Origin of the sequence: Nostoc sp. UHCC 0251, from assembly GCF_034932245.1 — a bacterium.
Classification (GTDB): domain Bacteria; phylum Cyanobacteriota; class Cyanobacteriia; order Cyanobacteriales; family Nostocaceae; genus Nostoc.
The window spans coordinates 1-13,825 of record NZ_JAYGHD010000104.1 but is presented as its reverse complement, the minus strand read 5'-3'; the positions used below and the strand labels follow the sequence as shown (position 1 = coordinate 13,825).

14 protein-coding genes and 1 pseudogene are annotated in these 13,825 nt (G+C 42.3%); 11 read left to right on the top strand and 4 right to left on the bottom strand.

The genetic code is table 11. From position 1 onward, the window contains the following. Positions 1 to 54 precede the first annotated feature (54 nt). Positions 55 to 675, bottom strand: a pseudogene (locus VB740_RS13530) (ferrochelatase); the annotation flags it as partial. Positions 676 to 896: 221 nt separating this feature from the next. On the opposite strand from VB740_RS13530, the gene crcB (VB740_RS13525) reads away from it, so the two are divergent. The 6 genes from crcB (VB740_RS13525) (at position 897) to VB740_RS13500 (ending at position 6,888) form a co-directional block, all read left to right on the top strand. After that, positions 897 to 1,286, top strand: coding sequence for a fluoride efflux transporter CrcB (gene crcB / locus VB740_RS13525; protein WP_323200509.1), 390 nt, complete (start codon positions 897 to 899; stop codon positions 1,284 to 1,286). 93 nt (positions 1,287 to 1,379) lie between these two features. Beyond that, positions 1,380 to 1,787 (top strand): fluoride efflux transporter CrcB, encoded by a 408-nt coding sequence (gene crcB / locus VB740_RS13520; RefSeq protein ID WP_323200508.1) that lies wholly within the window; start codon positions 1,380 to 1,382, stop codon positions 1,785 to 1,787. 330 nt (positions 1,788 to 2,117) lie between these two features. Beyond that, a complete protein-coding gene (locus VB740_RS13515; RefSeq protein WP_323200507.1) occupies positions 2,118 to 2,708 on the top strand; it encodes a hypothetical protein in 591 nt (196 codons plus the stop codon). A gap of 140 nt (positions 2,709 to 2,848) precedes the next feature. Beyond that, positions 2,849 to 4,111, top strand: a complete 1,263-nt coding sequence (locus VB740_RS13510) for an MFS transporter (RefSeq protein ID WP_323200506.1) — start codon at positions 2,849 to 2,851, stop codon at positions 4,109 to 4,111. Positions 4,112 to 4,243: 132 nt separating this feature from the next. Beyond that, positions 4,244 to 6,133, top strand: coding sequence for a biosynthetic-type acetolactate synthase large subunit (gene ilvB, locus VB740_RS13505; protein ID WP_323200505.1), 1,890 nt, complete (start codon positions 4,244 to 4,246; stop codon positions 6,131 to 6,133). 290 nt (positions 6,134 to 6,423) lie between these two features. Then, the gene (locus tag VB740_RS13500; protein ID WP_323200504.1) at positions 6,424 to 6,888 is read left to right on the top strand and encodes a tellurite resistance TerB family protein; all 465 of its coding nucleotides are present in this window, start codon (positions 6,424 to 6,426) and stop codon (positions 6,886 to 6,888) included. Between the two features lie 240 nt (positions 6,889 to 7,128). Here the strand turns inward: VB740_RS13500 and VB740_RS13495 are convergent, their stop codons facing one another. Continuing rightward, positions 7,129 to 7,728 carry a hypothetical protein gene (locus VB740_RS13495; protein ID WP_323200511.1) on the bottom strand — a complete coding sequence of 200 codons (600 nt, stop codon included), beginning with the start codon at positions 7,726 to 7,728 and terminating at the stop codon, positions 7,129 to 7,131. Between the two features lie 239 nt (positions 7,729 to 7,967). On the opposite strand from VB740_RS13495, the gene dacB reads away from it, so the two are divergent. Next, positions 7,968 to 9,410 (top strand): D-alanyl-D-alanine carboxypeptidase/D-alanyl-D-alanine-endopeptidase, encoded by a 1,443-nt coding sequence (gene dacB / locus VB740_RS13490; RefSeq protein WP_416289791.1) that lies wholly within the window; start codon positions 7,968 to 7,970, stop codon positions 9,408 to 9,410. A 225-nt stretch (positions 9,411 to 9,635) separates the two neighbouring features. Here dacB and VB740_RS13485 read toward each other — a convergent pair whose 3' ends face one another. Both VB740_RS13485 and VB740_RS13480 read right to left on the bottom strand, forming a co-directional pair. Beyond that, positions 9,636 to 10,139: a GNAT family N-acetyltransferase gene (locus VB740_RS13485; RefSeq protein ID WP_323200502.1), complete on the bottom strand. Its 504-nt coding sequence runs from the start codon at positions 10,137 to 10,139 to the stop codon at positions 9,636 to 9,638. Positions 10,140 to 10,190: 51 nt separating this feature from the next. Then, positions 10,191 to 10,319, bottom strand: coding sequence for a hypothetical protein (locus VB740_RS13480; protein ID WP_323200501.1), 129 nt, complete (start codon positions 10,317 to 10,319; stop codon positions 10,191 to 10,193). 177 nt (positions 10,320 to 10,496) lie between these two features. Here VB740_RS13480 and VB740_RS13475 point away from each other — a divergent pair, with 177 nt between their 5' ends. From VB740_RS13475 to VB740_RS13460, 4 genes are all read left to right on the top strand, one after another. Further along, positions 10,497 to 10,943, top strand: coding sequence for a helix-turn-helix domain-containing protein (locus tag VB740_RS13475; RefSeq protein WP_416289787.1), 447 nt, complete (start codon positions 10,497 to 10,499; stop codon positions 10,941 to 10,943). Between the two features lie 19 nt (positions 10,944 to 10,962). After that, positions 10,963 to 11,091, top strand: coding sequence for a hypothetical protein (locus VB740_RS13470; protein WP_323200500.1), 129 nt, complete (start codon positions 10,963 to 10,965; stop codon positions 11,089 to 11,091). 96 nt (positions 11,092 to 11,187) lie between these two features. Next, positions 11,188 to 12,234 (top strand): zinc-dependent dehydrogenase, encoded by a 1,047-nt coding sequence (locus tag VB740_RS13465; RefSeq protein ID WP_323200499.1) that lies wholly within the window; start codon positions 11,188 to 11,190, stop codon positions 12,232 to 12,234. 86 nt (positions 12,235 to 12,320) lie between these two features. Continuing rightward, on the top strand, positions 12,321 to 13,598 hold the full coding sequence (locus VB740_RS13460) for an anion permease (protein ID WP_323200498.1): 1,278 nt from the start codon (positions 12,321 to 12,323) through the stop codon (positions 13,596 to 13,598). The last annotated feature ends 227 nt before the right edge of the window (positions 13,599 to 13,825 follow it).

The following is a 13,825-nucleotide window of genomic DNA, read 5'->3' as shown; positions in this document are numbered from 1 at the left end:
GGATATTACTATTGTCCCTGTTTAGCTGGTACTTTATTTTCTTGCAAGTCCCTAAGCTGCTGCTAACTCAGCAATTTTCTCCTCAACCAGATGAGCCATTAAATCGATGTAGGCTGGTTCGTTGAAGAAAGAAGGAATGTAGCGCTGTGCTTTAACCCAGTGTTCTTCACCATCAGCCAACTCAACGAGAGCATTATTAACTTGCTCGATCGCAATACCGCTAGTAAAGATAGAATCAACAACTAGTAGTGGGTAAATCAGCAGCTTGTCGAAGCCTTGGGTTTTGATTTCTGCTAAGACTTGATTGGGTAGAAAAGGAGCGCAGAAGTTGAAAGCTTTGAAAACTTGAACCTTATCGCCCCATTTTTCTTGTAAATTCTTCTCAATCCCAGCCCGCTGCTGTTCAAAGATGGCGTTGTGTGGGGAAATAAAATCGTGGTGTGTGTGTCCCCACTCATGGCGGTCAAATAGCGCCAAAAGCTTTGCCAGGGGGGGATAAATCCAGGTTGGCACTGGTGCAAATTTTGCTGTCAGTAGATTTAAAGCCTGTTCGTTATAGTTGGCGAAATCTTCGTAGCTTTCGACTTCGCCGTAGCCCATAAGCAGTACGGCTACACGGTCTTTACCTGATAGATGCTCGTGGGTGTGTTGTACTTTTTCCGGCGTGGCAACCACAATTAGTTCCTCAATATAACCAGAGTGCAGAGAAATATAAAGTTAGGGAATAGTTTACACATTTTCCCTACTTGTAACTTATTATCCCATCCAGGGGGATAGGATAGGTGGGAAAATCAAGATAATACATCAAAAGACATATTTTAATTATTACTGAGAATTTTAAAATACATTGATATGCAAAATAATTCAACAATTAATCGCGGAGAGTTACAACAATAGTGGCAGATTTAACTAATGTTCTCTCAATTGCGATGGGTGCAGTTCCTGGAGCGCTGTCTCGGTTTTACATCACAGAATGGACAAAAGCTAAATTGGGAACAAAATTTCCCTATGGAACATTTGCCATTAATCTGACTGGATGTTTAGCGATGGGTTTCTTTTTCACGATTTCTAAAGGAATTACAGGCTATCCATCAGAATTAGATTTACTAATTAGGACTGGATTTTTAGGTTCTTACACCACATTTTCAACCTATGGCTTTGATACTCTAACCCTGTGGCGTAGCAAACAAAAGACTGCGATGGTCTTTTATTGGGCAGGGAGTGCAATTCTCGGTTTGGGAGCGGTGGTTTTAGGAGTAGCGATCGCCAAGCTTTTCGTAAAGTAATTTGCTCAAGTAATAAAAATGTTGGGATACACCTGAGAGCAAGTTTAAAGAAGATATTTACGAAAAAGCACACACGTTTTTAGGTAGAAAATAATGAATTTTTTGAAAGGACGTTATCCTCTTGCTATAGCGATCGGGGCAGTTTTTGGAGCGTTGAGTCGTTTTTATGGAACCGAATTTGCAAAAGCTATTTTTGGAAAAGATTTTGGCTTTTACGGCACATTTTTTATTAATGTGACTGGCTGTTTAATGATTGCTTATATTTTGACTCTAGCAGCCGAAAATATTCGCATCATCTCGCCTGAACTTCGTCTGATGACAACAACGGGTTTTTGCGGTGCATATACTACTTTTTCAACCTATGGTTTGGAATCAAGAAACTTCCTGGATAAGGGCGATATCACAATGCTGCTAATTTATTTGGTTGGCAGTGCGATCGCAGGAATGATTGGTATCCAAATCGGTGTTTTATTGGCAAGATCAAGCGTTCAGAGATCTTAAATTATAGTCGTGTGTAATCCAGTGAGATACAGCAGAATGGGCTATAATCCCTTTTTTTAAGGCCTTTTACTGTATCTCACTCAGCTGCGCGAACACTTTTGGCGGGTGGGTACGCCATCGCACTAAGGGATGACACCAATCGACATTCCTGCATCTGAATAGTTTTGGACTAAATTATGTAATTTTACGATCATTGGTTTTATTTACTACTACGATTTACTTAAAAGATTCCCTTCATCTACCGTCACATTTTAGTAAAGGTAAATAGTTAATAGACCCTTGTTGTAGGTTTAAGTTATTAATAATTTTAAACCTGCCACGTACACACAGATGAGCATCATTATTTGCCCTGGAATCCATGATCCAGCCTTCACCCAATCCTTTGTATCGGGGTGGTTAGATATTTATAATGGCTCAATTGCTCCTAATGCCGGAAATATACTGGTTTATCCGGGTAAAGATTTTCTGGTTTTATCAGCATTTCACATTTTGCAGTTTTTGCGCGTTAGCGTAGCTCACCGCAGGTATCGCTTGGGCGATCAGCTAAAATCACCAATTATATTTATTAGCTTTAGTGCTGGCGTAGTCGGGGCAATAGGGGCAGCACATTTGTGGCAACTCTTGGGTGGTCGTGTCAAAGCGTTTATTGCTATAGATGGATGGGGAGTACCACTACAGGGTAATTTCCCTATTCATCGGATGAGTCATGATTATTTTACCCATTGGAGTTCGTGTTTGCTAGGTTGTGGGCAAAATAACTTTTATGCAGAGCCAGCAGTTGATCATTTGTCCATCTGGCGATCGCCCCAAGTTGTACAAGGTTGCTGGGTAGATTCATCCATTGAGATTATTCCACCCACAGGTCGTCTGACAGCAACTGAGTTTTTGCTTATGCTGTTAAAGCACTATGAAGCAAATTAATCCGGACAATGGAGAAAGCAAACAGGAGTTAGGAGTGAGGAGTGATGAAGGGAAAAGGTTACAGGTGACAGTCAAGAAAAACTATACCCCATGCTCCATGCCCCATGCCCTATGCCCCATCTACCCAAAAAAGTATCTAAATGTTTCCAACTGAACCGGCTGCTGTTAATAACGGGTTTGGCGCACTGCTAAAAAACCGTGGTTTTATGCTCCTGTGGATTGGGCAACTGGTGTCCCAGTTAGCAGATAAAGTTTTCTTCGTTTTGATGATTGCTCTGCTGGAGAACTACTCACCGCTTCCTGGGTTGACACAAAACTCAATGTACTCAACCTTGATGCTGTCCTTTACAATACCAGCAATTTTGTTTGGCTCTGCCGGTGGTATTTTTGTTGACCGATTGCCAAAAAAGTTGATTATGGTTGGCTCAGATGTAGTGCGAGGAATAATGACACTGTGTCTTCCCTTGTTACCAAGAGAGTTCTTGATTCTATTAATCTTGACTTTTGCCATTTCCACAGTGACGCAGTTTTTTGCACCAGCTGAACAAGCAGCGATTCCCTTGTTGGTAAAGCGAGAGAATTTGTTGGCAGCCAATGCGCTGTTTAGCAGCACGATGATGGGAGCTTTAATTGTTGGCTTTGCGATCGGTGAGCCGATTTTGAGTTTGTCGAAAAACTTGATGGGAGCAGAATACGGTCAAGAGATTGTCGTTGGTGGCTTATATATATTATCAGCTGCGATCATGCAACCGATTAAGTTTAAAGAACACAAACCCCACGGGGAAGATCGGGCATCAAATCACCCTTGGACCGAATTCACAGCGAGCCTACGCTATCTCAAGAAAAACCGTTTGATATTGAATGCCATGCTGCAATTAACAACTTTATATTGTGTGTTTGCAGCCTTAACGGTGTTGACAATTCAATTAGCCGAGGAGTTTGGTTTAAAAGAAAAACAGTTTGGCTTTTTCTTGGCAGCAGCAGGGGTAGGTATGGTACTTGGAGCGGCGATTTTAGGTCACTGGGGTGATAAATTGCATCATAAGCCCTTACCTCTCATTGGATTTTTGATGATGGCACTAGTTTTAGGGGTGTTCACTTTTACGCACAACTTGTTGGTAGCGCTGGGATTGTGTGCATTTTTGGGTGTAGGTGCTGCCTTCATTGGTGTACCCATGCAAACTTTAATTCAACAACAAACACCATCTACCATGCATGGTAAAGTATTTGGCTTTCAAAATCATGCCGTTAACATCGCTTTAGCTTTACCCCTGGCGATTACTGGGCCATTAACTGATGCTTTGGGCTTGCGAACTGTGCTTGTCGCAATGAGTGTTGTTGTCGTCGTTGTCGGTGTTTGGGCTTGGCAAAATACCCGCAAAGTCTTGCAAGACGTAATTTAATTAATGTAGGCTAATAGTCTAGGTTTATATTTAATATAAAAATTAATAAGATTTTGATTGAAGTTTTCAATTAAAATGAAATCTTAACTACAGAATTCAGCATTAACTTTAGCTATAGTCTGAGGTTTGACCGTGCCATCGCTTTCCCAAATTAGTCTCCCACAAACTGAGAATCACAAACAGTCTCGTGCTTCTAACCCACCAGTCGTGCCCAAACGTGCGTCTGGCGGTTTTGCCCTGCTTGACAGCCTTCATCGTCACGGCGTAGATTATATTTTTGGTTATCCTGGTGGGGCAATTCTACCAATTTATGATGACCTGTATAAGGTGGAAGCAACTGGTGCTATGAAGCACATTCTCGTGAGGCACGAACAAGGCGCAGCCCACGCCGCTGATGGTTACGCTCGTGCAACTGGGAAAGTAGGAGTATGCTTTGGCACTTCTGGTCCAGGAGCAACTAACTTGGTGACAGGAATCGCTACCGCCTACATGGATTCAATCCCAATGATTGTGGTTACGGGACAGGTAGCACGGCCGTCGATTGGTACAGATGCGTTTCAGGAAACCGATATTTACGGAATTACGCTACCAATCGTCAAGCACTCCTATGTGGTGCGTGATCCCAAAGATATGGCGCGAATTGTCGCTGAAGCCTTCCACATCGCTAGTACTGGGCGTCCAGGCCCAGTTTTGATTGATGTCCCCAAAGATGTAGCTTTAGAAGAATTTGACTACGTACCTGTAAAACCAGGTTCAGTAAAATTGCGCGGTTATCGTCCCACAGTAAAGGGAAATCCCCGGCAGATTAATGCCGCAATCCAGTTGATTACCGAAAGCCGTCGTCCTCTACTGTATGTCGGTGGTGGTGCGATCGCAGCCGGTGCCCATGAAGAAATTAAACAACTAGCTGAATTATTCAATATCCCTGTCACCACAACCTTAATGGGGATCGGTGCATTTGACGAACATCATCCCCTAGCTTTGGGAATGTTAGGAATGCACGGTACAGCTTACGCTAACTTCGCCGTTAGTGATTGTGACTTGCTGATTTGCGTTGGCGCTAGATTTGACGATCGCGTTACAGGCAAGTTAGACGAATTCGCCTCCCGCGCTAAAGTAATTCACATCGACATCGATCCGGCAGAAGTCGGCAAAAACCGCATTCCCGAAGTACCCATCGTCGGCGATGTGCGGAATGTGTTAGTAGACTTGTTACGTCGCTGCAAAGAAACAGGCGTTAAGGCTACCCCTAATCAAAACCAAGAGTGGTTAAATTTAGTTAACCGTTGGCGCGATGAGTATCCTCTAATCGTGCCGCAGCATCCCGACAGCATTTCACCCCAAGAAGTAATTGTAGAAGTCAGTCGCCAAGCACCCCAGGCTTACTACACTACAGATGTTGGACAGCATCAAATGTGGGCAGCACAATTCCTAAAGAATGGGCCAAGGCGCTGGATTTCTAGCGCTGGTTTGGGAACGATGGGTTTTGGCTTACCTGCGGCAATGGGCGCGAAAGTCGCGTTTCCTGATGAAGAAGTCATCTGTATTAGCGGTGATGCTAGTTTCCAAATGTGTTTGCAAGAATTGGGGACACTTGCACAGTATGACATAAATGTCAAGACACTAATTATCAATAACGGCTGGCAAGGAATGGTACGCCAATGGCAGCAAGCCTTCTATGGTGAGCGTTACTCATGCTCCAACATGGAAGTAGGGATGCCAGACGTAGAGTTATTGGCAAAAGCATACGGGATTAAGGGTATGGTAATTAGCGATCGCAGTCAATTAAAAGATGCGATCGCTGAAATGCTGGCGCACAAAGGCCCGGTGATTGTGAATGTCCACGTCACCAGAGACGAAAACTGCTATCCAATGGTAGCCCCTGGTAAGAGCAACGCTCAAATGGTCGGTTTGCAGAAGCAACCGCCGAAAGCGGCAGCAGAGCCAGTGTATTGTAGCAACTGCAATGCAAAAAATGCTCCTACCCATAACTTCTGCGCCGAGTGTGGGACGAAGCTGTAACGCTTTTTGATAATTCAGAGCGGTTTAACTAATTTTGGGGGTTTAATTCCCCCACAACTAACAAGCGGTAAGTTGTGTGGCAGGGTCTAAACCCACATTACAAAATTTAATTACGAATTATATTGACCGTTTTTATACGCAGATAAATATATTCTCTGCGTATTTTTCATGAAAATAAATATTCATCCTAATGATATTTCCGCATTATTTTGGGAATCATAAATCGAGGAAGCATTATAGACCGCAAAATATGACTTCCTGAAATATCACGTAACTTTTAGAGGATAATTATGTCTAAACGCAAGTTGCCCAAAGGCCGTAGTGTTAGTTCAGTTGCTCTAGAACCAGAAGTTGCGATCGCCATCCTTGGACTATTTTCTGCTGCGGCTGACGGTGAAGGTATTTCTTCAGTAGAAGAATATGCTTTAAGTGAATTTCTCGGTCAGGTTAGCTTATTTGAAGATTATTCTGAAGAAGACTTTGAAGAATTAACCGAAAAAGTCGTCAGTTTGATTGAAGAAGAAGAACCAGAAGATTTAATCGCCCAGTCCATCGAATCCTTACCGAATAGAGGTTATCGTGAAGCTGCATACATCACTGCTATCTTAGTTGTGGGGATTGATGAGGAAGTACCCGAAGCTGAACAAGATTATATCTCTGAGCTTCAGGAAGCCTTAAAAATTTCAGACGAACGCGCACAAGAACTTATTGATGGAGTATTCGGAGAGGAAGAAGAAGAAGAGGAAGAGGAGTAATCTTTTTTGAATTGCAACCTCAGCCATCTACCATCATTAATTTGGGGTTGCTAATGTAGAGTAAAAAATAATTTTGTTTGAGTTTAGTTATTCAGATTCCTGACTTCTTTATGAAGTTGGGAATCTTGCACATTATCGAAATTAATCCGATAGAGCAATACAGTTCAGAATGAGCAACAAAACCCTGATTGTAGAGACGCGATTTATCGCGTCTTCTGAACCGTATTGTCCGATAGACCACTAATTAGAAATTGGTACATTTTTAAATGCGGCTGTATCTGGCACAAAAACGTCCAAGTTATTAACACCATCGGGAACTCTTAACCAGATATAAGCATCTGCGGAGGCTTGTGGGCGTACTTGAAACAAAGAAACGCTTCCTGTTGAGCGATCGAGAGCAACTCCTTTGTAGGTTACGCTAGTCTCAGGATTACGGGCTGTTGTAATAGGCACCGATATAATATCGCTAGCAGCAACTCCGTCTGTGGCAAGGCGACGAATACGCATTTGCAGATTTACCACGTCACGGTTTCCAGTTTCTGGATCTTTAATTCGCTTTGCTGAAAGTAACTCAACTTCTGCCTTTTTGCCAAAAGCAGGCTGCACAAATTGACCAGGGCTAATTGCTGAAGTTGTAGCAGTAGCTAGGGATGGTGAGATCGTTACTTGTGGAGAAGTTGTAGCTGTAGGACTTGGCACTTGGGTGGGAATGGTGTTGCTGACTGTATTACTAGCATTCAGTGTTTGCCGCAACGTAAAAACTTCATAAGCTACATAGCCGCTACATCCCAAAGCCAAAGTAGAGAGTAATACAGCTACACCTGATAAAAATGTACTCACACCATTGCCTCGATTTCGTATTTCTGTATGTGCAGGTTGACTTATGTTTCTATTTTGTAGTCCCATAAATTATGTTTGTGCAATCACCCACGTATGAAACATGTGAACATCTTCCCTATACTAGTTAAGTAACTTTACTGAGCAATTTCTCTCTCTCCGGAAAGAAATTTTTGGCAAGGTCAAAATATCTATCTTTGGAATAAGGAAAATCGGTGAGACTTAAGACTTTCAATCAACCACTGGGTGTTTTGTTAATATTTTTGACTAGCCAGATAGGATTTAGTTCTATTGCGAAAGCACAAACCCCAGTTGCACCAACAACCAGTACAAAATCAATTTGCTCTACCCAACTGGGAACAGCTATAGATGCTGTAATTAATCGTTCTTTATTTAGTCGGGTGCGCTGGGGAATTTTGGTACAACCTCTGTCAACGGGGCCAACTCTTTACAGTCGGGATGCTCAGAAATATTTTACTCCCGCTTCTAACATCAAATTGCTGACAACAGCAGCGGCATTACAGCAATTGGGTGCTAATTTTCGGATTCGCACCTCCATTTATCAGGATGGCAATGGTGTTTTACGTGTTGTCGGTAGGGGAGATCCCAGCTTAAGTGATACTCAACTGCAAACATTGGCACAGCAGTTAAAACAGAAAGGTATTACTCAAATTCAGCGATTGATAGCTGATGATAGTTATATTCAAGGTGATATTGTTAACCCCACCTGGCAATGGGAAGATGTGCAGTCAGACTATGGCGCACCAGTCAGTAGCTTTATTTTAAATCAAAATATTTTTAGCTTAAAACTTGTACCGCAGGCTGTAGGTAAACCTTTACAAATTGTATGGACTGATATCAACGAGGCAAGACAGTGGCGAACAATTAATCAATCAGTAACCGTTGCCCAAAATCAACCAAGCTACGTCAATGTTACCCGCGAATTATCAGGAACAGTATTACGAATTCAAGGACAACTGACAACGAATTCTGAACCGTCTTTAATAGATTTACCTGTAGTTGACCCTAATTATTACTTTTTACGGCGCTTCCGTAATGCTTTGGCAGCAGAAAAAATTGCTTTGAGGCAAACATTAGTAGTAAATGGTGGTATTAATCAAGATGAAATAGCATTTGTTGAGTCGCCACCTTTAGCGGAATTATTAGCAGAAACGAATCTAGATAGTAATAATCTTTATGCTGAAGCACTGCTGAGAGCATTAGCTATGAAAAAACTCAGAGTGAAAAATCAAACTAGCGCTGATGTAGGTTTGGAAGTTGTCAAAGCGAGTTTAACTCAATTGGGAGTTGATCCCACAAATTACATTTTAGTGGATGGTTCGGGTTTATCACGTCGTAACTTAGTGACACCAGAAGCTTTTGTACAAACTTTGCGAGGAATAGCAAGAACACCAACAGCATTTATATATCGCGCATCTTTACCAGTGGCGGGTAAAAGTGGAACCTTGAAAAGCCGCTTTCAAGATACATCTGCTGAGGGCATCGTTCAAGCAAAAACAGGTACGTTAACGGGTGTAGTCTCTCTATCTGGATATATGAATGTGCCTAAATATGAGCCTTTAGTTTTTAGTATTATCGTGAATCAATCAGAACAACCTGCAACAGTTATCCGGCAGGCGATTGATGAAATTGTTGTGTTATTAACGCAGTTGCAGCGTTGTTAAGAAGAATTCAGGAGTCAGAATGGGCTACGCCCCGCTGCGCTAAAAGAATTCAGAATACTCTAGAAATAAATTTAGCAGATTTAAACAAGGATGTTGTATTTCGAGGCACTACATGTCTGAAAATACATCTTTGAATTTATTGGTGAAAATAAATTTAATTGCTCTGTCCCTTTTTAAGTTTGTATTCTGACTACTGGGTTCTGAGTTCTTTCTTTAGTTATCAAATTAAACAACAGGTTTAGTAATTCGGAGTCCCATGATTACTAAGTCCCGTTCAACACTGTCAATTTCGGCAACTTTAGGTAAATGTCCCCAAGGTTGAAAACCAAATGTTTCAAAAAGTTTTAAACTGGGTTGATTGTGAGCAAAAATAAAGCAGAGTAGGGTCTTTAAACCCAAATTAGGACTTTCGCTAATTGCTTGTGCTAATAGTTGCCGTCCCAAACCGCACCGATGAAAGCCAGGGGCTATGTAAATACTAATTTCGGCAGTCGCATTATAGGCGGGCCGCCCATAAAAAGATTGAAAACTCAGCCATCCAGCAATTACTCCCTTTACTTCGATTACCCAAAGTGGGCGTTGCGAAGGCGATCGCCCCTTAAACCAAGGAAGGCGACTTTCCACAGATACAGGCTCTAAATCAGCAGTTGCCATGCCACTAGGAATTGCAGCATTATAAATTGCCACAATTGCAGGCAAGTCAGTTTCAGTCGCATGGCGAATAGTCATTGCTACCGTCTTGGAAAAAATCTTGAGAAAATATTCAAAAATAATACAGCGTTACGAAAGCCGTAATACTATCTCACCATAATAGTTTTGGCTCCCGTCGCGTCGCTTGGATAGCAGCCGCAGTTCCTCCGGTTCCTCCACCGACACTAAAACATCATCTGTATAGGTTTGATTAACCATCCCTCAACCTCACTGGAGTTTTGACATATTTTCTCCAGATAGCTTGGGATCATACAAGATAATTTATTTTTTTCGGATATTTCGTTTATGTAGTGTGTATGATTAAGATGGTGAATAAGATTAACAGTGTCAATTGCATTGCTAATGACAAACCCTGGAACACAGTAGTAGACTAATATGATGTTAAAACAGAACATGTCTTTAGATTCTGTAATATCTCCACAGCTAGAAGCTCAATCTATCAAAGAACTGGAGCGCATACTGAGCGTTAAAGATTTTCAGGCGAAATTGGTAGGAGCTAACGGAGAAAAAATTAACATTCCTGAGCCGATTTATCAAGTGCTGCTTCAAGTTGTCCACGCAATGGCATCAGGTAAGGCTATATCTATAATTCCTCAACAACAGGAATTGACGACCCAACAAGCTGCTGAGTTTCTTAATGTATCACGCCCATACCTGATCAAGTTATTAGAACAAGGTGAAATTCCTCACATTAAGGTGGGTTCACATCGACGGGTTCGTTTTGATGATTTAATGAGTTACAAACAGCAACGGGATGTGAAACGCGATCAACTCTTAAGTGAGCTAACTCAGATGAGTCAAGAAGCAGGATTCTACGAATAGGAGTAATTCAACCAACAAAATGGCTGAACAGCTTGTTCTCTTAGACTCTTGTGTTATGTTCCCCATGTACCTACGTGGCAAAATTCAAGGAAACCTCTCATCGGCGGATATCAAAGCATTCCAAATATTTGAACAAAGCTTAGAATAAGAAATAGAACAAGCTAAAACACAGAAATCTAAAATCTGATAACTTAACGTTGACTGCTAATGTTACATCTAGTATCGTTGAGCGAGAAAAACCAACGTGAAAGCACAGGTATTTAGAGGCGTCAATCAACTGTCTTACGAAGATATCCCAGTTCCAACCCTAGAACCAGATGAAGTGCTGGTACAGGTGCGGGTTGTGGGGTTGTGTCAGTCAGATATTAAAAAAATTCGTTATCCACTGTATGAACCGCCGCGCATTTTTGGACATGAAACTGCCGGCACGATCGCAGCATTAGGCAATGATGTTAAAGGTTGGCAAGTTGGACAACGGGTAGCGGTAATGCACCATATCCCCTGTATGCGTTGCGCCTACTGCCTAAATGATAATTTTTCAATGTGTGATGTCTACAAAAACATCTCCACAACCGCAGGCTTTAACGCTAGTGGTGGCGGTTTTGCCGATTATGTCAAAGTTCCCGGACATATTGTCCAAAACGGCGGACTGATTCCCATCCCAGATAATATCAGTTTTGAAGAAGCGAGTTTTGTAGAACCGACTAACTGCTGCTTGAAAGCTGTGAAAAAAGCTCAGATTGCCCCAGGACAAATTGTCTTAGTTACTGGTGCTGGACCAATTGGGTTAATGTTCATTATGTTGGTGAAGTATTTCGGAGCAAAAGCGATCGCTACCGATTTATTGCCCTCTAGAATTGAAAAAGCCTTAAGTGTCGGTGCAGAAGCGGCTTTTGATGCTCGCGATCCCGATTTAACAGTAAAAATCCATGCCCTAACTGGTGGACTGGGTGTTGATATTACTCTGCTGGCTGTTCCTAGCGAAAAAGCTTTCTTTCAGGCACTTGATAGTACCCGCAAAGGTGGGAAAATATTATTTTTCGCCGAATTCCCCGATGAGGTGGAAATCCCCATCAACCCTAATATCCTCTACCGTCGAGAAATTGACTTGATAGGAAGTTATAGCTCATCTTACCGGCTTCAGAGTCTATCAGCCGATATTGTATTTAATCAGCGAATTGATGTGCAAGCGTTGATTAGCGATCGCTATCCATTAAAAGATTTATCAGCAGCTGTCGAAGTTGCGATCGCACCCACACCGGATACTTATAAAATCTTAATTTATCCGTAAAAGGATATGAGGGGGATCTCTTCAATTTTGAATTTTGAATTGTGATCTCCCCATGCTCCCTCATCTCCTTCCTAGCCTCAAAATAAATGCTTATTACCCTAGTTGCAGTTGCCCTACTAGCCTTCTACGTCGCCTGGAATCTCGGAGCAAATGATGTTGCTAACGCGATGGGAACGTCTGTAGGTTCCAAAGCTGTTACCCTCAAACAAGCGATAATAATTGCTGGGATATTAGAGTTTACGGGTGCTGTATTGTTTGGACATGGGGTAACGGAAACTCTTGCAACGAAAATTGCCAATCCCGCTTTATTCGCAGCTACACCCCAAGTATTAGTAACTGGGATGGTAACAGTGCTAATTTCTTGTGGTGTGTGGTTGCAAATTGCCACATCACGCGGTTTACCTGTATCCTCTTCTCATGCGGTTGTTGGTGCGATCGCTGGATTTAGTTGGGTAGCTTTAGGAGTAGGTGCAATTGATTGGTCATCAATTGGCTTGATTACTATTGGCTGGGTTTTAACGCCATTAATTAGTGGTGCGATCGCGGCTCTATTCTACAGTCAAATAAAGCACTGGATTTTAGACCAACCCAATCAAGTAGCGCAGTTACAAGAATGGATTCCTTGGTTGAGTACTGCGCTGCTGGGAATATTCGGCGTGATTGTATTACCATCACTAACTCAACCGCTAACCAATTTTTTAATTGAGCTTGGTTTCAACATCCCTACTTACGACATCCCACTGTTAACGGGTGCAATAGCAGCAGTTGGACTGACAATTATTAGTTGGCGACAATTAGGGAAGATGGGAGATAACAAAGAACTACTCCCCACTCCCTACTCCCCACTCTCCACTCCCGTAGAAAGATTATTCGCCCGATTCCAACTACTAAGTGCTTGCTTTGTCGCCTTTGCTCATGGCTCTAATGATGTTGGAAATGCGATCGCTCCTTTAGCTGCGATCGTTTATATCAATCGCACTGGTAGCGTACCTACAGATGGGATCACTATCCCCCTTTGGATTTTAATCCTTGGTGGTGTTGGCATTGTTGGTGGTTTAGCTGTCTGGGGTAAAAAAGTCATCGCTACTATTGGCGAAAACATTATTGCCTTGCAACCTAGTAGTGGATTTTGTGCCGAACTTGCTACTGCTACCACTATTCTCATCGCTTCCCGACTAGGTTTACCAGCCTCCACCTCCCACGCTCTCGTCGGCGGCGTAGTTGGTATTGGACTAGTACAAAATATCAAGTCGATTAAGTTCAAAACACTACAAGGCATTGCCGCCGCATGGCTAATTACAATCCCCGTAAGTGCTATCCTTAGCGCTGCTATCTTTAGCATCGCCCGGATTTTATTTCTCTAAGAATTATTAATATTTCCCTAACTTTTTCCTCTACTGCATCTACTCAAAGTAGAACCTAGTACCGCAAGGACGTTCGGCGAAGCTCAGTCGAGCCGCGGAAGTTAAAAATCAAAAGTCGAAAGAATTGTATTCCGAGCTTCTTGCGCCATTTGAAATGGTATGTTTATTTCCGCACCCAATACTTTTCGGTTAAGCATTTTTAACTCGGAATCGGGTTTGGGGTAAAG

Excerpts from the sequence above, each read along its gene's own strand:
- crcB (WP_323200508.1), top strand. The coding sequence starts at position 1,380 with ATGAATTTTTTGAAAGGACGTTATCCTCTTGCTATAGCGATCGGGGCA.
- VB740_RS13515 (WP_323200507.1), top strand. The coding sequence starts at position 2,118 with ATGAGCATCATTATTTGCCCTGGAATCCATGATCCAGCCTTCACCCAA.
- VB740_RS13510 (WP_323200506.1), top strand. The coding sequence starts at position 2,849 with ATGTTTCCAACTGAACCGGCTGCTGTTAATAACGGGTTTGGCGCACTG.
- VB740_RS13500 (WP_323200504.1), top strand. The coding sequence starts at position 6,424 with ATGTCTAAACGCAAGTTGCCCAAAGGCCGTAGTGTTAGTTCAGTTGCT.
- VB740_RS13485 (WP_323200502.1), bottom strand. The coding sequence starts at position 10,139 with ATGACTATTCGCCATGCGACTGAAACTGACTTGCCTGCAATTGTGGCA.
- VB740_RS13480 (WP_323200501.1), bottom strand. The coding sequence starts at position 10,319 with ATGGTTAATCAAACCTATACAGATGATGTTTTAGTGTCGGTGGAGGAA.
- VB740_RS13475 (WP_416289787.1), top strand. The coding sequence starts at position 10,497 with ATGATGTTAAAACAGAACATGTCTTTAGATTCTGTAATATCTCCACAG.
- VB740_RS13470 (WP_323200500.1), top strand. The coding sequence starts at position 10,963 with ATGGCTGAACAGCTTGTTCTCTTAGACTCTTGTGTTATGTTCCCCATG.
- VB740_RS13460 (WP_323200498.1), top strand. The coding sequence starts at position 12,321 with ATGCTTATTACCCTAGTTGCAGTTGCCCTACTAGCCTTCTACGTCGCC.